Origin of the sequence: Roseixanthobacter finlandensis, assembly GCF_043195105.2 — a bacterium.
Lineage (GTDB): Bacteria > Pseudomonadota > Alphaproteobacteria > Rhizobiales > Xanthobacteraceae > NCEH01.
The window spans coordinates 97845-115985 of the sequence record NZ_CM195536.1 but is presented as its reverse complement, the minus strand read 5'-3'; the positions used below and the strand labels follow the sequence as shown (position 1 = coordinate 115985).

General features: G+C 68.4%; 13 protein-coding genes and 1 riboswitch. Of the genes, 2 read left to right on the top strand and 11 right to left on the bottom strand.

The genetic code is table 11. The annotated features are described in order from the left end of the window. Positions 1–31 precede the first annotated feature (31 nt). The 6 genes from V5G24_RS00660 to V5G24_RS00635 all read right to left on the bottom strand — a co-directional run bounded on the left by V5G24_RS00660 (position 32) and on the right by V5G24_RS00635 (position 8867). Positions 32–2185 carry a hydantoinase/oxoprolinase family protein gene (locus V5G24_RS00660; protein WP_394078572.1) on the bottom strand — a complete coding sequence of 718 codons (2154 nt, stop codon included), beginning with the start codon at positions 2183–2185 and terminating at the stop codon, positions 32–34. 204 nt (positions 2186–2389) lie between these two features. Continuing rightward, positions 2390–4339 (bottom strand): sigma-54-dependent Fis family transcriptional regulator, encoded by a 1950-nt coding sequence (locus V5G24_RS00655; protein WP_394078570.1) that lies wholly within the window; start codon positions 4337–4339, stop codon positions 2390–2392. A gap of 326 nt (positions 4340–4665) precedes the next feature. Next, positions 4666–5880 (bottom strand): TDT family transporter, encoded by a 1215-nt coding sequence (locus V5G24_RS00650; protein WP_394078568.1) that lies wholly within the window; start codon positions 5878–5880, stop codon positions 4666–4668. A gap of 201 nt (positions 5881–6081) precedes the next feature. After that, on the bottom strand, positions 6082–6858 hold the full coding sequence (locus V5G24_RS00645) for a heme ABC transporter ATP-binding protein (RefSeq protein ID WP_394078566.1): 777 nt from the start codon (positions 6856–6858) through the stop codon (positions 6082–6084). Between the two features lie 3 nt (positions 6859–6861). Continuing rightward, positions 6862–7944 carry a FecCD family ABC transporter permease gene (locus V5G24_RS00640; RefSeq protein WP_394078564.1) on the bottom strand — a complete coding sequence of 361 codons (1083 nt, stop codon included), beginning with the start codon at positions 7942–7944 and terminating at the stop codon, positions 6862–6864. Beyond that, entirely contained in the window at positions 7941–8867 is a 927-nt protein-coding gene (locus tag V5G24_RS00635) for a heme/hemin ABC transporter substrate-binding protein (RefSeq protein ID WP_394078562.1), read from the bottom strand. The genes V5G24_RS00640 and V5G24_RS00635 overlap by 4 nt, the downstream gene beginning before the upstream one ends. Before the next feature lie 284 nt (positions 8868–9151). On the opposite strand from V5G24_RS00635, the gene V5G24_RS00630 reads away from it, so the two are divergent. Beyond that, positions 9152–11413 (top strand): TonB-dependent hemoglobin/transferrin/lactoferrin family receptor, encoded by a 2262-nt coding sequence (locus V5G24_RS00630; RefSeq protein WP_394078560.1) that lies wholly within the window; start codon positions 9152–9154, stop codon positions 11411–11413. 73 nt (positions 11414–11486) lie between these two features. After that, positions 11487–12086 carry a biliverdin-producing heme oxygenase gene (locus tag V5G24_RS00625; RefSeq protein WP_394078558.1) on the top strand — a complete coding sequence of 200 codons (600 nt, stop codon included), beginning with the start codon at positions 11487–11489 and terminating at the stop codon, positions 12084–12086. Positions 12087–12160: 74 nt separating this feature from the next. Here the strand turns inward: V5G24_RS00625 and V5G24_RS00620 are convergent, their stop codons facing one another. The 5 genes from V5G24_RS00620 to panE all read right to left on the bottom strand — a co-directional run bounded on the left by V5G24_RS00620 (position 12161) and on the right by panE (position 18119). After that, a complete protein-coding gene (locus V5G24_RS00620; RefSeq protein WP_394078556.1) occupies positions 12161–12952 on the bottom strand; it encodes an ABC transporter ATP-binding protein in 792 nt (263 codons plus the stop codon). Then, positions 12949–13956 carry a FecCD family ABC transporter permease gene (locus tag V5G24_RS00615; RefSeq protein WP_394078554.1) on the bottom strand — a complete coding sequence of 336 codons (1008 nt, stop codon included), beginning with the start codon at positions 13954–13956 and terminating at the stop codon, positions 12949–12951. Before V5G24_RS00615 ends, V5G24_RS00620 begins: the two co-directional genes overlap by 4 nt. Further along, a complete protein-coding gene (locus V5G24_RS00610) occupies positions 13953–14798 on the bottom strand; it encodes an ABC transporter substrate-binding protein (protein WP_394078552.1) in 846 nt (281 codons plus the stop codon). The genes V5G24_RS00615 and V5G24_RS00610 overlap by 4 nt, the downstream gene beginning before the upstream one ends. A 10-nt stretch (positions 14799–14808) precedes the next feature. Continuing rightward, a complete protein-coding gene (locus V5G24_RS00605) occupies positions 14809–16812 on the bottom strand; it encodes a TonB-dependent receptor plug domain-containing protein (RefSeq protein ID WP_394078550.1) in 2004 nt (667 codons plus the stop codon). Between the two features lie 107 nt (positions 16813–16919). After that, positions 16920–17128: riboswitch (cobalamin riboswitch) on the bottom strand. A 70-nt stretch (positions 17129–17198) separates the two neighbouring features. Then, positions 17199–18119: a 2-dehydropantoate 2-reductase gene (gene panE / locus V5G24_RS00600; RefSeq protein WP_394080291.1), complete on the bottom strand. Its 921-nt coding sequence runs from the start codon at positions 18117–18119 to the stop codon at positions 17199–17201. Positions 18120–18141: the final 22 nt, after the last annotated feature.

The following is an 18141-nucleotide window of genomic DNA, read 5'->3' as shown; positions in this document are numbered from 1 at the left end:
TTTCCTTGTAATTGAGAGGGCGAGGCCGGGCTCAGACTTCCTTGAGGTGGAAGAGGCGGTGGCCGTCGAGGAAGGTTTCGAAGCCGTCCGGCACCACGAAGGTGGTCGCGTCGGATTCGATGATGGCGGGGCCGGCGATGCGATTGCCGGGGCGCAGGCTCTCCATGCGATACAGCTGCGCATCCACCCAGCGCTTCTTGCGATAGAATTTGCGGGTGCCGAGGAACGCGTCGGCGGGCGCGGTTTCGCCCTCCAGCGGCTCCTTGGGGATCTTCGGCTTCTGGATCGGAACCGACCCGCGCATGATGGCGCCGGTGACCGAATAGCCGAGTTCCGGCGAGCGGGCGGAGGCGGCGTAGACGCGCCCGTAAGTGGCGTTGAAGGCCGCGACCAGCTGGGCCCAATCTTCGGCGCTGCTGGCGGCAGGCAGGGGCGATTCAATCTCCAGATCATTGAGCTGACCGCGATACTGCATGCGGTAGCCGGGCTGGAGCGCCACCTGGTCGGCGTCGTAGCCATTGAGCTTGAACTCCTCCAGCACATTGTGGGTGAGTTCGTCCCACGCCCCCTGGAGCGTCTTGGACGCGGCCTCGCACAAGGCGTCCGGAGCATCGGGCGCAAGGTTGATGTCGAGCGACTTGTCGTAGCGATATTCGAAGTCCGCCGCCGCGCAGCCGAAGGCGGAGAAGCCGGCGGCCCAGGCGGGCACGATCACATCCTCGAAGCCGAGCCCTTCCGTATAGCCATAGGTGTGCACCGGTCCGGCGCCGCCATAGGAGAAGCAGACGAAGCTCGCCGGGCTGTAGCCCTTGGCGGAAATCATGGAGCGCAAGTAATCGCGCAGGTCGGAATCGAGCAGTTCGATCACGCCCGCCGCCGCATCCTCCACCGAGAGGCCGAGCGGATCGGCGACCTGCGCCTTGATGGCGTCCACCGAACGCTGGCGGTCCAGCTTCACTGCGCCGCCGAGGAAATTGTCGGGGTTCAGATAGCCCAGCACCATGTGGCAGTCGGAGATGGTGACGGTCTCGATGCCGCTCTCCTTCCAGCACACGCCGACCCTGTAGCCGGCCGAATCCGGCCCCAGCTTGATGGCCTTGGTGTAGGGATCGAGGCGGATGAAGGAGCCGGCGCCCGCGCCCACGCTATCCATGGCCACCAGCGGCAGCGACAGCACGAGGCGCGCCATGTCCGGGTCGTTCTTGATGGTCAATTCGCCCTGGGTGATCAACGCCACGTCGAACGAGGTGCCGCCGATGTCGGAACATGCGATATTGTTGTAGCCCAGCACTTCGCCGAGATATTTCGCTCCGATCACCCCGCCGATGGGGCCGGAGACGATGGTCCGCGCCAGTTCCTTGGCCTTCCAGGAGATGGTCCCGCCATGGGTCGCCATGACGCGGAAGTCGAACTTGGTGCCGTGATCCTTGAAGGCGTCGGAGATCTTCTTCAGCGTCTGGCGCGAGGGCTCGGCCGCATAGCCTTCCAGGATGGTGGTGTTGGTGCGATGGGTTTCCTTGCGCACCGGATAATAATCGGCCGAGGCGAATACCGGGATGTTCTTTCCGCTCTTGGCGATTTCCTCGGTGACGATATCGCGGACGCGCCGCTCGTGCGCCGGGTTCTTGTAGGAATGCAGCAGGCTGATGACGATGCCTTCCACGTCCGCCGCGATCAGGTCGCGGGCGGCGGCGCGGGCGGTTTCCTCGCGCAGCGGGATCACCACCTTGCCGAACATGTCGATGCGCTCGGCGACGCCGCGCGTCAGGTTGCGCGGCACCAGCGGGGGATCGTAGCGATGGGTGTTGAGGTGGATGCGATCCTCATAGGCATAGCCGAGATAGCATTGGATCGCTCGGCCCATGCGGTGGAAGTCCTCCATCCCCGCATTGACGATGAGGCCGCATTTCAGCCCCTTGCGCTGCACCACGCGGTTCAGCATGGCGGTGCCGGAATAGACGCCGGTCTGGAGGCCCTGGAGGCCCTCGGCCAGCGAGAGGCCCCAGCTGCCGAGGCCGTCCTCGCTCGAGGCGATGAGGCCGAGCGCCTCGTTCTGCGGGGTGCTCTGCGCCTTGCCGACGACGAAATCGCCATCGGAATCGACGAAGAAAGTGTCGGTCATGGTGCCGCCGGCATCAATGCCGAGCACCTGGACGCTTCTGACGTGCCGTGCCTGGATGTTCACGCGTGTCCTCCTGTCCGAGCCGGCTTCTGGTGAGCCGGGCATCGAACAGGTCGCAGGAGACGTGCCAGTTTTACTTGCAGGGGGCAGATTGAAATCTGCCAGGGTCTTACCGCGGTCGCTCAGACGATGTGTTGCGTCTGCGAGCGTCCGAAAGCCGGACTGTCGTCCGCCCGCGCCGCACGGGCATCGAACACTTCGCCCACCTCAGCCCTTCGGCGCACGGCCGTCGCCATATTCCGCGAGGCGCACATAAAGGGTGGAGCGGGCGATGCCGAGCCGGCGCGCCGCCTCCGTGAGATTGCCGCCGCACGCCTGCACCTGGGCGAGGATCGCCGCGCGCTCGGCGGCCTTGAGGTCGGCGGCGGGGATCGCGGGCGCAAGCAGGCGCGGGCCGTCCTCGGCCATGACGGGCGTCGTGCCTGCGGGGGCAGGTGTGCGCAATTCCAGCGGCAGGTCGTCTTCCTCCAGGTGGTCCGATTCCGCGAGCGCCACCATGGTATCCACCACATTGCGCAATTCGCGGATGTTGCCGGGCCAGCCATAGGCCCGCATCACCTGAAGCGCGGCCTGGGAGAAGGCGGGCGCCGGGCGGTCGAGGCGGCGGGCGGCGGCGGCCGCGAATTTCTCCGCCAGCGGGGCGATGTCCTCGGCGCGCTCGCGCAGCGGCGGGATGCGCAGGCGCGCGGCGGCGATGCGATAATACAGGTCGCGGCGGAACCGCCCCGCCTCCACTTCCGCCAGCAGGTCGCGATTGGTCATGGCGAGGATGCGGATAGAAACGCGGCGTCCCTCGTGCTCGCCCACGCGATAGACGACGCCGTCCTCCAGCACCCGCAGCAGGTAGGATTGCAGGTCGAGCGGCATTTCGCCGATCTCGTCCAGGCACAATGTGCCCCCGTCGGCCTTCTCGATCTTGCCGGCGCGGCCGTGCTCGTCGGCGCCGGTGAAGGCGCCCTTCGCATAGCCGAACAATTCGCTGGCGATGAGGTCGCGGGCCATCCCGCCGCAATTCACCGGCATGAACGGGCCGTGCGCCACCGGGCTTGCGCCCTTGATGGCGCGGGCGAACAATTCCTTGCCGACCCCGGTCTCGCCCTCGATGAGGATGGGCAGGGCGTTCGCCGCCAGCTTGCGGGCGCGCTCGCGCACCGCGCGGATCGCCGGGCCCTCGCCGATGATCTGGTCGAAGCCCACCACCGCCTCGGCGGCGCCCGATGGGGCTAGGGAAGGCGCGGGGAGGGCGCGGCGGCGCCCGCCATGCATCACGAGCAGGCAGCCGACCACCGCATCGTCGTGCTTCACCAGTTCCAGGCTGGCATTGGGGAAGCGCCGCCGGCAATTCTCCTCCCACGCCTCCAGGCCGGCGCCCCCGATCATCCGGCGCATGTCCGCGGCAAGGCTCTCCGGGCCGATGGCGTCGAGGGTCTTTTGCGCCGCGTGCACGAGAAAGCCGTGACGGTCCACCACCAGCATCTGCTCGGTGAGCCAGATGGACCGCTTGGAGACGAAATGACGGAGCAGGATTTCGTGCTCCATCTTGGCGGTCTTGCCGAGCGAGGCCTCGATCTCCTGGCCGATGGCGACGGCGAGCGCGAGGCTCTGGGGATGGAAGGATGCGGCCGGGCCGGAGATGTCCACCACCCCCAGCAGCGCGCCGTCGATGGGATGGCGGACCGGCACCGCCGCGCAGGTCCAGCGCTGCACGTCCTCGCAATAATGCTCCGCCCCGCAGATCTGGATTGCGCGCCCGTCGGCGAGGGCGGTGCCGATGGCATTGGTGCCGATGGTGCCTTCTTCCCAGCTGCCGCCGGTCTGCAGATGGTTGCGGCGGCCGGTGTCGACCACGCGCGGATCCCCGGCGGTCTCGACGATGAAGCCGCTCGGGTCGGCCAGGATCATCATGGAAGCGGCTTCGGCGAGGAACACGCCGGAGCGCTGGAGCGCGGGGCGGGCGGCGGCGAGAAGGCCGGCGCTGCTGCTGCGACGGCGGAAGATCTCGGGTTCGCCGGCCAGCGGCGCCTCGGTGCGCCCCGCCCCGACGCCGGCCACCTGGGAGCGCTCCCACGATGCCGCCACGGCCGCCGGAACGCCGCGCGGCTTGCGGCCTTCGACCTGGAAGGTCTCCCAGGCTGCGCGAATCTCGCCCTGTTCCATATCGTCCTCCCCGGCGTCGCCCGGACGGCGCGCGATGCGTTGCGTCCGGTGGTGCGGAGGGCTTGAGCGGTGCGCGGTATTCCTCGCCACGAAGGGGTTCGCTGCAAGGAGGTGCCGACCGCAACGGCGGGCGATGCCCGCGCGCGCCTTAACTCCGCCTGCGTTTCCTCTCGGCGGGCTTCTGTGGCCCGCACGTGGCGTGCAGTTAAGGCGTTATCGCGCACCTCTGCAAGCGGCGCGCGCGCCCGCGCCGCGTAGGCGGGCAGAACGGAGGCTTTGTCGGGCCGGCGTGGGGGTCTATCAAAAGCGAGCGGCGCGCCGGCCCGTCAGACCACGTCGGCCTCGAAATCGGCGGGGATGGCCCCGGACAGCAGGCACGGCGCGAAGAACAGGCTGCGGTCGATGGCGCCACGCAGCGTGCGATAGGCGATGATCGCCCACAGGATCACGAGGCAGATCACCAACGCGCCGCCGATCACCAGCAGGAAGCTCAGATGCGTCTGCCGGGCGAGCGCCAGGGTTGCGACCGCATAAACGCCGAGCGGGAAGGTGAAGCCCCACCAGCCGATGTTGAACGGCAATCCCTGGGCGAGATAGCGCATGGTCGTCAAAACGGCGAGCAGGAACCACCAGGCACCATACCCCCACAGGATGGCGCCACCGACGAGGCCGATGCCCGCCGCGACATCGCCCATGCCGGCCATGCCGGCGGCCGCGAACACCTGCGGCGCGGCCGCGCCCAGCAGCAGGAGCCCAAGCGCGCCGGTGCCGATGGGACCCAGCGACAGCCAGCCGGAGGCCGCCATGTCCTTCGGCGGCAGTTTGTGAAGCACCAGGCGCAGCACCAGGATGACGAGGATGCTCATCGCCAGCGGCACCGAATAGGCCCATAGCGCATAAGCGAGGATCAGCAGCCGCCAGGCCGCCTCGGGATCTGTAAGCTGGGGCACGATCAGGGCGGCGGTGGCGGCGGCGACTTCCGCGGCGACGATCGGCAGCAGCCAGACCGCGGTCATCTTCTCGATGCTGTGGTTCTGCCAGGTGAACATCAGGAACGGGATCAGCACGCCGCAGGCGATCGCCATGGCGGCGTCGATCCACCACAGCGCCAGCGCGATATCGATCGCGACCGGCCCCCACATCGGCACCCCGAAGGCCAGGAAGCCGTTGATGATGGTGGCGAGCCCCATCGGGATGGCGCCGAAGAACATCGACATCACCGAATGACCAAAGATGCGCCGGGCTTCCGCCGGGTACAGGATCCAGCGCGCCGTATAGAGCGCGGTGAAGGTGGCGAAGAGCACGATGTTCGCCAGCCAGATCAGTGTTGCGATTTCATGCTGGCCGGGAAAGGAAAGCGGAAACTGATTGACCGCGAGCGCCAGGATGCCTGTGCCCATGGTCGCGGTGAACCAATTGGGCGTGAACTGGCGCACCACCTCGCGGAGCGTGCCGGGCATCTTCTTCGGGTCGCTGCCGGCCACGGCGGCGGGGGAAAGGGAATGGGCCAAATCCGACTCCGGCTGGATCTCGTGCTGCATGGATTGGACGTTCGCCCCGGCCGGGAGGCCGTCGCAAAGCCTTGATATTCATACCATGCGTACCCCGGTGCCCGTAACGGGAGAATGACTGTCATCGCGCCGCACCGGGCGGGAGGGCTGGGTTGCGCACCGTCGCCGCCTCTCGCGCCACCATCGCGGCCGGATCCGGGATCGGGCGGGATCGGCCGCCGGTGCCGCGCATCACGCGCCATCAACGCTTTGCGGCAGGATGAACGGGCCGGCGGGCACCGTGTTGACCCGCACGTTCACGCCAAACCCCCGCGCCAGCACGGCATCGGTGAGCACCTGCGCCGGTGGCCCCTCCGCCAGGAGGCGCCCCGCCGCGAGCAGGACGAGATGGTCGGCGACCATGGCGGCGAGGTTGAGGTCGTGCAGCACCGCGAGCACGCCGCCGCCTTCGGCCGCATGGGCGCGGGCGAGCCGCAGCACCAGCAATTGATGCGACAGGTCCAGGCTGGAGGTGGGTTCGTCCAGCAGCAGATAGCGCGGCGCGCCGGTGCTTCCCACGGCCAGCTGGCCGAGCACCCGCGCGAGATGGACCCGCTGGCGCTCGCCACCGGAGAGAGACTCATAGCGCCGATGGCCGAAGCCCGGCAGGTCCACCCGCGCCAGCAGGTCTTCGATCGCCGCCGCCGCCCGCGCCGTGCCGGAAGCGCCGAGCCCGATGCCCACCACTTCGGCGACGCTGAAGGCAAACGCCACCTCGGCGGCCTGCGGCAGCACCGCGCGCCGACGCGCGAGAACGGCGGGAGCGAGGGTGCCGATGTCGGTGCCGTCCAGGGTCACGCAGCCGGACGTCGGGCGCCGCTCGCCGGCGAGCAGTTTCAGCAGGCTGGATTTGCCCGCTCCGTTGGGGCCGACCACCACCGTCACCGCGCCGGGTTTGACCGCGAGATGGATGCCGTGGAGCAAGGTCTTGCCCTGGAGGGTCAGGCCCAGATCGTGCGCTTGGTACATGCTTCACCCGATCGCCGCACGGCGGCGCAGCAGCCACAGAAAGAACGGCGCGCCGACCAATGCCGTCACCACACCGAGCGGGAGTTCCGCCGGCGCCGCGATCAGCCGCGCCAGGATGTCGGCGCCGAGCAGGACGGCGGCGCCGAGTAGCGCGCAGGCCGGCAGCAAGGCGCGATGGCCCGGCCCGATGGACAGGCGCACCAGATGCGGCACCACCAAGCCAACGAAGCCGACCACACCGGCGGACGCCACCGAAGCCCCGACGCCCGCCGCCACCAGAAGGAGGGCGATGCGTTTGAGGCGTTCCACCCGCAGGCCGAGGTGAAAAGCCTCCGCCTCACCCAAGGCCAGCGCATCGAGCCCGCGCGCGAGAAACGGCCCGGCGCCGAGCAGCAGGATCACGAACGGGGCCGTCAGCCCCACCTTCATCCAGGTCGCGCCGCCGAGGCTGCCGAGAGTCCAGAACAGGAATTCGCGCGATTGCTGCTCGCTCGCCATGAACACCAGGACGCCGGTGCCGGCGCTCGCCAGCGCGCCGAGCGCGAGCCCGGCGAACAGCAGCGTCGCCATGGAGGTGTAGCCCTCCCGCATGGCGAGGCGCGCAATCAGCAGCGTGGTGACGAGCCCGCCGGCGAAAGCGGCCAAAGGCAGGCCGAGCATGCGCGCTTCCGGGGAAAGCAGGCCGGCCACCGAACCGCCGAGCACGATCCAGGCCACGGCGGACAAGGCCGCGCCCGGAGAGACGCCGATCAGGCCGGGATCGGCCAGGGGATTGCGGAACACGCCCTGCATGATGGCGCCCGCCGCAGCCGTTCCGGCCCCCACCAGCGCGCCCAGGACCGCGCGCGGCAGGCGCACATCCAGCACGATCACGGTGTCGCGCAGGCCCGTTCCAACCTGTTCGCGATGGCCGCCGATGCCCTCAAGCAGCACCTGGGCGACCCGCCCGAGGGGCAAGGTCACCGGCCCGAGCGCGAGCGCGGCGAAAAAGGCGAGAAGGGCCAGGGCCGCGAAGCCGGCAAGGCCCGCGCCCGTAGGCCACAGACCGGAACCGGACGCCCGCGCGTGGCGCATTTGCGCGCTCATGGCATCGCCTCGTCCGCCCAGGGGCGCGGCGGGAGGGGGGCGAGCGTTGCACCGGGCCGCAATGCGAGGGCCAGATCGCGCACCGCCTGCGGCGTGCGCGGGCCGAAGCCCAGCAGATAGGAGCCCGGCAGGGCGATGAAGCGGTTCTCCCGCGCCGCCGTGGTGCCGGCGAAGGCCGGAAGCGCGAAGATCATGGACGCCGTGAGCACCTGGCCGGCGCCGCTCATCACCACCACGGCCTGCGGATCGGCCGCAAAGGCGGCCTCGTCGACGGCGGGTTTATAGCCTCTGATGGCGGACAGAGCGTTCTGCGCGCCGGCCAGCCGCAACATGGCGTCCGCGCTGGTCTCCGCCCCGCCCACCACGGCGGTCCCGCCGGAGGCGGAGAGCACGAAGGCGGCGCGCGGCCGGCCGGGCAGGCGCGCCACGCCGTCCGCGACCTGCGCGAAATCAGCCTTGAGGGCAGCGGCGAGCCGGGCGCCGGCCTCGCCCGCTCCCACCGCCTCAGCGACCGCCTCCACCTTGCGGATCACACCCGCCGCATCATGCCCGTCCGGGATCATCACCACCGGCACCGCGGCGCTCTTCAGCACCGCGAGCGCCTCGGGCGGGCCCGACCCTTCGATGGCGAGGATCAGGTCCGGACCGACGGAGAGCACACCTTCCGGGGTGAGGGTGCGTGCATAGCCGACGTTTGGCCGGGCGCGGGCGGCGGCGGGATATGTGCTGGTCTGGTCGACGGCGATCACCCGGTCGCCGAGCTCGAGGGCGAACAGGATCTCGGTGACGGCCCCGCCGATGGAGACGATGCGACGCGCCTGCGCCTCCCCCGGCGATCGCGCTTCGGCACCGGCAGCCCCTCGTCCGAATGGTGCGAGACTTAGAATTATAGCTAGTATAAATATAGTTCTCGCTTCTCGCATTCGATTTTCGGCGTGTGAATTGATTCGATCCATCGCAATCAGGCCTTCGATGAAGATGCGTTCAGCTGAATTCGATTTTGAATTATTCAAAAATGGAGCGACTGAAGCGCATCAAGATTCCGATAATCTCATGCTACATGTTTATATACATTGCAATATTAGAGCTAATCCACTTGACCATATGGAAGCGAGTCCTTAGGCGGGAGGAAAGCGCCCGATTGCGCACCGGAGCCCGCAAAGCCCTCTTGGGTGGTAGCCAGCAGCCATTTTTCAGGAGCCACGAAATGACTCGCACCCTTGCGGGAGAGCGGAAGCGCGCCGTTTTGCGCCGCGCCTGGTTGTCCAGCGTCGCGGTCGCGGCGATGTCCACCTGCGCCGGCCTTGGCTGGTCGAGCGGTGCCCTGGCGCAAGCCGTTCCCCAGGTCGCCCCGCAGGGCATTCCCGTGCAGATCGTGCAGCCCGGTCCGGACGATGCCCTCGCGCTCGACACCATCACGGTGGTCGCGACCAAGACCGAGCAACTGGCCATCGACACGCTCGCCGGCGTCAGCGTGCTGCGCGAAGACCAGCTTGAGCCGCTCATGGCCAGCCGGATGTCGGAGCTGTTCACCGGCATGCCCGGCACGACGGCGCTCCAGAACGCCAATTCCTCCGGCACTTCCATCAATATCCGCGGCTTGCAGGATTTCGGCCGTGTCGCCGTGATCGTGGATGGCGCGCGGCAGGATTTCACCCAGCTCGGCCATGCCAATCAGGCCGGCAGCTTCTTCTTGGAGCCGGGTCTTGTCGCCGGCGTGGACGTGGTGCGCGGGCCGGTCTCGAACATCTTCGGCTCGGGCGCCATCGGCGGCGTGGTGACGCTGCGCACCAAGGATGCCAACGACATCATCCTTCCCGGCAACACTTGGGGCGTGGAGGCCAATTCCGAATTCGGCTCCAACGGCCCCATGGGCTTCGGCTCTTTGTTCGCGGCCACGCACATCGGGCAGAACGTCGATGTCTTCGCCGGCGGCACCTATCGCAGCCAGTCCGACTACAAGGACGGCAATGGCGATGTGGTGCAGAATTCCGGCTACGACACCTGGACCGGGATCGCGAAGGTCACGGTGCGCCCCGCCGATTTCCATGAAGTGAAGGTGACCGCCCTCAATTACGACAGCAGCTACACCACCAGCGACGGTGTCGTTACGCCCACCTCGACGCAATATGCCACCGACGTGACGAACCGGACCGTGACGGGGAGCTGGAAATATTCGAACCCCGACGACAATCTGTTCGACTGGCGCAGCAGCGTCTATTGGAACCAGGTCGCCCTCGACCAGACCAAGGTCGCCGGTAGTTCCAATCTCATCACCGGCGCCGTGGGGAACCCGCGCAGCTTCACCATCGATACCGTGGGCTTCGACGTGAACAATACGTCCCGCTTCGACTGGGGCGTGGTGCGCAATGCCGTCACCATCGGCGGCGATTACTTCCACGACGACGTCAGCAACATCGACAATTACGGCTTCGGCGACGGCTACAACCCGTCGGGCGAGCGCGGCGTCGGCGGCGGGTTCGTGCAATGGCAGGCGAACTATTCCACTTGGTTCCAGGCGATCGCCGGCCTACGCTATGACAGCTACGAGCTGAGCGGCGACGGCACCACTAACAGCGGCGATCATCTCTCGCCAAAGCTGACCATCGGCCTCACGCCGCTGCCCTGGTTCACCTTCTATGGTACCTATGCCGAGGGTTACCGCGCCCCGAGCGTGACCGAAGCGCTGGTCGCCGGGCCGCATCCCGCCGTATTCCCCGGCGGCGCCGCGCCGTTCAGCTTCGTGCCGAATCCGAACCTCCAGGCGGAAATCGGAAAGAACAAGGAACTTGGCGTCAATATCAAGTATGACGACTTGTTCACCAAGGGTGACAAGGTTCGCATCAAGGCGAATATCTATCGTAACGATGTCGAGAACTATATCGACCTCGTGACCTATGGCCCGACTTCCTGCCTGGTCACGCTGCCCTCCTTTGTGCGATGCCCGGCGGCGCTTCAAAATCCCTATTCGCTCGCGCAATACCAGAATGTCGCCGAGGCGCAGCTGGAAGGCTTCGAGTTCGAGGGCAATTATGATGCGGGCGGCTGGTTCGCGGGCCTGTCGGGCCAGACCAGCAGCGGCAAGGCGACCGCCGGCCCCACCTCCGGGCAGCCGCTGGCTTCGGTGCCGCCGGACCAGATCACCTCCACCGTCGGCCTGCGGTTCATGGAGCGCAAGCTCAGCCTCGCCCTGCGCTGGACCGCTGTCGCCGCCAAGACGGCCGAGGATTTGCCGACCAATTCGGTCTACGACCCGTCCCCGAGCTTCAATCTGGTCAGCGCCTATCTCGGCTATCAGCCCTCGGAAAACGTGCTGATGCAGCTCTCGGTCGAGAATCTGCTGAACGAGCAATACACCCAGTTCGAAAGCTTCCTGCCGAGCGCCGGGCTCACGGTGAAGGGCGGGCTCACGATCCGCTTCGGCGGGGGCGCCGTCGCGGCGAACACACCTGCGAGGATCGTGAAATGAACGCCTTTTCCCGATCGCGCGGGCGGGCGGCCGCGTGGGTCTTGAACCAGCGCAAGGTCACGGAGTGCGGACGATGAGCGTCGATGGGGATGTGCTGGCGCCCAGCCGGATCTTGCGGTTTCGCGCGACTTCCAGCGCCTTCCACCAGCGCGTGGACGACAGCGTGATGCAGGCGGCGCCCTTCGCCAGCCGGCAGAATTACGCCCGCTTTCTGCGGTTCCAATATCGCCTGCATCGCCGGGTCGCGCCGCTCTATGCGGCGCCGGCATTCCAGGCGCTGCTGCCGGACCTCGCCAGCCGCGAGCGGCTGTCGCGGGTGGAGAGCGACCTTCTGGATCTCGGGCTCGCTCGCCCAGAGATCGCCCGCCCGGACGTCGCCGAGCCGGCGGCAGCCCTGCCGCTGCCGGAAGCGCTCGGCTGGCTCTATGTGGTGGAGGGCTCCAACATGGGGGCGGCGTTCCTGCTGAAGGCGGCGATCAAGCTTGATCTCTCCGAGCGCTTCGGCGCCCGCCATCTTGCCGCCCACCCGGAGGGGCGGGGCCTCAACTGGCGCCGCTTCACCGAAGCGCTCGACGCCATCGCGCTGACTCCCGAGGAGGACCGCCGCGCGGAAGCGGCCACCATAAGCGCATTCTCTCATGTGCTGGATCTGGTGGGCGAAGAGCTTACCTGATCGGGTCCAGGCGCGGGCGCCGTCCGGGAGCACGACCCGCGCGCGGGTGGGGTTCGCACGCGGGGCGGTGCCGGTCAGCTGCGCGGGGCCTCTTGCGGAACGGGCGGTGTGGCAGCGCAGCGCCGCCAGGGCAGGACGAACAGCTCGCCGTCGCGCACGCCGGTTTCCACCGTGACGTTATAGGCCTTTGCCACCCGTTCAGGCGTGAGCACCTCGGCGGGCGGCCCGGCCGCCAAGAGCGTGCCGTCGGTCATCAGCGCCAGGCGGTCGCAGAAGCGCGCGGCGAGGGTCAGGTCGTGCAGCACCACGACCACATTGGTGCCGGCCCGGGCAAGGCCGCGCAGCAGCTCCATCGCCTGGAGTTGGTGATAGGGGTCGAGCGCGGCGACCGGCTCGTCGGCCAGCAACACCGGCGCTTCCACCGCCAGCGCGCGCGCAAGCAGCACGCGGGCGCGCTCGCCGCCGGAGAGAGCGCCCGCCGTCCGGTCCCGCAGATGCATCACGTCCGCCGCCGCCATGGCGCGGAGCACGGCGGCATCCACCTGCGCCGCGCCATGCGGCAGGCGGCCGAGCGCCACCACCTGGTCGACCCGCACCGGCCAGTGGATCCGCCCCCCTTGCGCGAGATAAGCGAGGGTGCGGCCGCCGGCGCGTCGGCCGATCTCGGCCAGGGTGCGGCCGCCATAGGTCACGCGGCCGCACGCGAGCGGTTCGAGCCCGCACAGCGCGCGCAGCAGCGAGGTTTTCCCAGCGCCGTTGGGGCCGATGAGTCCCAGCAGCTCGCCCGGCTGCGCCTTCAGGGAGAAATCGCGCACCACGCGGGCCTTGCCGCGCGCGACGCTGACCTGGAGCACGTCGAGGATCATTCGCCCTCCACTTTCAGGCGCCGCAGCATGGCCAGAAAGAAGGGCGCGCCGATGATGGCCGTGACCACGCCGAGCTTCAGCTCAGGCCGGGTCGGGATAAGCCGCACGGCGATGTCGGCGCCAAGGGTCAGCGCCGCGCCGGCAAGCCCGCTCAGCAGAAGCAGGCGGCCCGGCCGGTTCCCCGCCAGCGGCCGCATCAGATGGGGCACCACCAGCCCGACGAAGCCGATCGCGCCAGCCACCGCGACGCTCGCGCCCACCGCCGCCGCGGCGCCCCCCACCACCAGCAGCCGCGTGCGCGACAGGGAGAAGCCGAGGCTGGTCGCCGTGTCCTCGCCCAGTGTCAGCGCATCCAAAGCGGGGCCGGTGGCGAGCACGAGGCCCCATCCCACCATCATGAAGGGCAGTGCCAGCGCCACATGCACAAGGCTGCGGTCGGACAAGGAGCCCATGAGCCAGAACACCACTTCCAGCGCCGCATAGGGGCTGGGCGCGAGATTGAGGGCGAGCGCGGTGAGGGCCCCGGTCAGGCTGTTGAGCGCGACGCCGGCGAGGATCAGGGTCGCCGTGGCCACCCCCCGGCGCGCCAGCATCAGCAGGAAGGCGGTGGCGATGCCCGCGCCGATGAGGCCGCCGAGCGGAAGCGCGAGGGCGAAGCTGGCCGACAGGCCGAAATAAAACGCCACCACCGCGCCGAGCGCCGCCGCGCCCGATACGCCGACCACGCCGGGGTCGGCCAAGGGATTGCGCATGAGCCCCTGGAGCGCGGCGCCGGTGATGCCGAGGCTGAAGCCCACCGTGGCGCCGAGGATGGCGCGCGGCAGCCGCAGTTCCGACAGCACGAGCGCCGGCAGGCTTGCACGTCCGGCGATCAGGTCGGCGAGGGCGGCGGAGATATCGAGGGTCGAATAGCCGATCGCCGCCGAGGCCGCGAACAGCGCCAGGACCAGGACGGCGAGGGCGGCCACAAGCGCGGCGTGGCCGGGATGCGCGCGCGCCGTCATCGCGCCATGCCGATGCGCGTGCCCGCCAGGCGATTGGCCGCGAGGCGCTGCGCCGCTTGCGCGAGTTCGGGACCCGCGCAGGTCCAAAGTCGGATGGGCAGGGACAGCGTGCGCCCCTGCGCCGCGAACGGCGCGAGGGCGGGATGGTGCAGGAGGTCGTCGGCCAGCGAGGGCGGGGCATCCGCGCCGCCGTTGATCACCAGCAGGTCCGGCTGAGCCTCGACGATCTCCTCCAGATTGAGCTGGCCGAGGCGGTCGGTGGAGAGCCGCGCGGCGAGATTCTCGTAGCCGGCGCGCCCGAGGATTTCGTCGACGATGGAGCCGCGCCCGGCGGTGAAGCCGTTCGGCCGCAGCACGATCGCGGAGGCGCGATGCGCGGGCACCGGCGGCAGGCTGGCGAAATCCTTTTGCATGGCGGCGATCATCGCTTCCCCCCGCGCCGGTTCGCCGATGTGGTCCGCGACGGTTCGGATCTGGGCATAGGCCTCTTCCAGGCTGGCCGGCACGCCCAGTTCCAGGATCGGGACGCCGAGATGCTTCAGCATGGCGGTGGTGGTGCGGGTGGTGAAGGCGCCGACGATGACGAGATCGGGCGCGAGCGGCACGATTTCCTCGGCGAGGCCCCGGTTCACCGGGACCCGTTTTGCGAGATCGGCGACATTGGAGCTGCGCGGGTCGCGCGCCAGATAGGTCACCGAGGCGACCTTGTCCGGATCGGCGAGGCGCAGCACCAGTTCATCGGCGCACAGATTGAGCGACGCGATCCGCGCGGGCTTCTGCTCCCCCGCGAAGGCGGGCGCGCAGAGCAGCAGAAAAGCGAGCAGGCCCGCAGCGCGTTTCATTCCGTCCGCCTCAATAGGTGAATTTGAGGCCGCCATAGGCCCCGAAACCGGGGGCAAGGAAGCCGTTCGGGTTCTGGTAGGTCTGGTCGAACAGATTGTCGATGCGCCCGAACAGGGTGGCCTGCTTTGTCAGGGCGTAATTCGCCGCCACGTTCACCACGGTGTAGCCCGGCTGGTCGATATAATCGCTGGTGAGGCGCACGATATCCCACCAGGCGGAAGCATAGATCAGCGTGGCGGAGAGATTGAGCTCGTCCGTGGGGTTCCAGTCCGCGGTGACGCTGACCTTGTTGTTCGGCCGCCGCAACGGGGTGCAGGAGGTGTCGGTCAGCGGCGCGCAGGCGGCGCCGAACGAGGTGTCGGGCGGCATGTAGCCCACGGCCTCGGTATAGGTGTAGTCCACCCGCAGCTTCAGCCGGTCAGTCACCGCGAAGGCGACGAAGGTTTCCGCGCCCTGGGTCGTGGCGCTGGAGATGTTGACGTTCTGGTAGGTCACCGGGTCGTAGCTGATGAGATTGGTGATGTCGTTGTGGAAATAGGTGGCGCCGAACGTCACCCGCCCGCCGAACACCTCCTGCTCGAAGCCGATGTCATAGCCCGTGCTCTCCTCCGGCTTCAGCTCCGCATTGCCGTAATTGGGGGCATAGAGCTGGTACAGCGAGGGCGCCTTGAAGCCGGTGCCGTAGCTGCCTTTCAGCGTGGTTCCCGTCTCGGGAATGAGGAAGCCGGGCGCAAGGCGATAGGTGGAATGATCGCCGAACGTGTCGTCGCTGTCGAAGCGGATGTTGGCGGCGCCGAAGAAGCGATCCCCCAGCTTGCCCTGGAGTTCCGCATAGGCGCCGGTGTCACCGGTGCTCGCGGAAAGGTCGGTATATTGGGTGGACGAGGTCATCGCTTCGTTGCGCCGCTCCACGCCCACCAGCAGGTTCTGCCCCGGCGCGAAGGCGAGGTTCGAGCGCAGATAATAGGTCTGCCGGTCGCCGTCATACTGGCCGTTCACCGAGGTGTTCGGCCCGGTGGTGGGGTTGGACGAGGTCATGGCGCTGACGCCGAACGTGGTGTTAAGCGCGCCGTCGAGCGCGGTCCACACGCCCTCGCCCTTGGTGAAGAACATGCTGGCGAGGCTGGTGGAGCGCTCGGCGGCGGGAAGGCCCTCGTAGAGCGGGGGCGGATAGACATCCGGCGTATAGGCGAGCCGGCTGTCGATGTAGCGGGCGACGAAATTGACCGCGAACGCATCGCTCATCTGGAAATCGAGGCGGGTCGAATAGGTCCAGTTGTCGTAGGCGTTCGCATTGATCGGATAGCCCGGCGGCACGATGCCGGGCGGAGTCACCGGGATTTCAGTCGAGGAAAAATGGGTGACGTTGAAGGAATAGCCCACCTTCTCCGTCGAGCCGCTCAGCCCCGCCGCCTGGTTGAAGGTGCCGAGCGCGCCGCCTTCCACGAAGCCGAACACCTTCGCCGGGCCCTCGCCTTTCTTGGTGGTGATCGAGATCACGCCGCCGATCGCGTCCGAGCCGTAGAGGCCGCTCTGGGGGCCGCGCAGCACCTCGATGCGGGCAAGATCGGTGGCGAGCAATTGGCCGAAATCGAAGGCGCCGTTGGGGGTCGAGGGATTGCCCGCGTCGATGCCATCCACCAGCACCTTCACATGGTTGGAATTGGTGCCGCGGATGAACACCGAGGTCTGCCCGCCCGGCCCGCCGGTCTGCACCACATTGAGCCCCGGAAGGGACTGAAGCACTTGGGGAACGGTGCGCAATTGCTGGCGCTCGATATCCTCGGCGGTGACGACGCTGACGGAGGAGGCCACCTGGTCCGCCGGCGTCGGCATGCCTGTCGCGCTCACCACCACCTCGGGCAGGTCGATGGATTGCGATGCGCCATCGGCGGGGGGCGCCGACTGGGCGTAGGCGGCGCAGGAGGCGGAGGAGAGAATCAGGGCGGCGAGCATGGGGCGGCGGGCGGCGCGCGCGGCGCGGCGAACGGGAAAAATTACGGCGGACGGCATTTGGGCCTCAGCGGGACGAGTGGTCCGTCACCGCGAACGAGGCCTCCATGCGGCGAGGATGCCGCAGGGAACAACCACCATCAGGACACCCCGCCCAATGTGCACGCGCGTGACCACGGCTGACGGCAGGTCTCCTGGCTCGCGGGTCAGTGCCCAACTCGTCGCCTTCCCAGGCCCAGGGCCCAGTGGCTGATGACGATGGACTCGCCGCTTACAGTTGCGGGGGCAGCCGCGGCTTCGCCAACCCCCGCTGCCAGGTGCCGACTCACCGCGTTCCCTTTTGATCCCCAAGGGGAACCGTCGTCGTAACGGTAGACGCAGGGCGATCGGACCGTCAAGCCGGACGGGGTGCCAAGCGGCGTGATCCATCCTTCGGGTGGTCCTCCTCAGGCCTGCGCGCGCCGGTTCTCGTACAGTTTCAGCGCGACACCGACTGCCTCCAGCAGCGGCGTCGGCGTTGCGCTGGCGCGGGCACGGGCGATGAGATCGCCGATGATCTGGTCGGCCTCCACCGCATGGCCCTGGTTGAGATCGCGATACAAGGACGAGGTCATGGGCGAGCCATCCGCCGTCAGCTGCGCCCGGGTCTCGGTGAGAAACGCCGGGCGCGGGGCGTATCCCGCCGCGTGGGCGATCGCGGCGCACTCGGCCACGATGGCGAGCGCGATAGCCTTGCCGCCCGCCGCTGCCACTTCGCCAATGCTGCCGCGCATCAGGCAGGTGATGGCGCCGAGGCTCGCGAGGAACACCCATTTCTCCCACATGTCGAGCAGGATGGCGTCCGAGAGGCGGGCGTCGAATCCGACGCCTTGCATCACCCCGTCGAGGGCGAGGATGCGCGCCGAGCGCGTGCCGTCGGTTTCGCCATAGGTCAGTTGATGCAGCGGGCTCATCTGCACGATGCGCCCCTCTTCGTCGATGCGGCCCATGATTTTGCAGACGCCGCCAAGCAGCCGCCCGGCCCCGAAGCGGGCGGCCAGCAGATCCATGTGCCGCATGCCGTTGAGCACCGGCAGGATCATGGTGTCGGGGCCGATCGCCGGGGCGACGTCGGCGAGCGCTGCGTCCAGGGCGAACGCCTTCACCGACAGCAGCACGAGATCATAGGGCCCCGCGATCTGATCCGCGGTGACGATGGAGGGGTGAAGCGTCGCATCGCCGGTGGGGCTGACGATCTGGAGGCCGCGTGCGCGCAGGCGCTCGGCGCGCTTGGCACGCACGAGGAAGGTCACGTCGCGCCCCGCCTGGGCAAGGCGTCCGCCGAAATAGCCGCCGGTCGCGCCGGCCCCAACCACGAGAATGCGCATCATGTGCTCCGATGAACCGCCC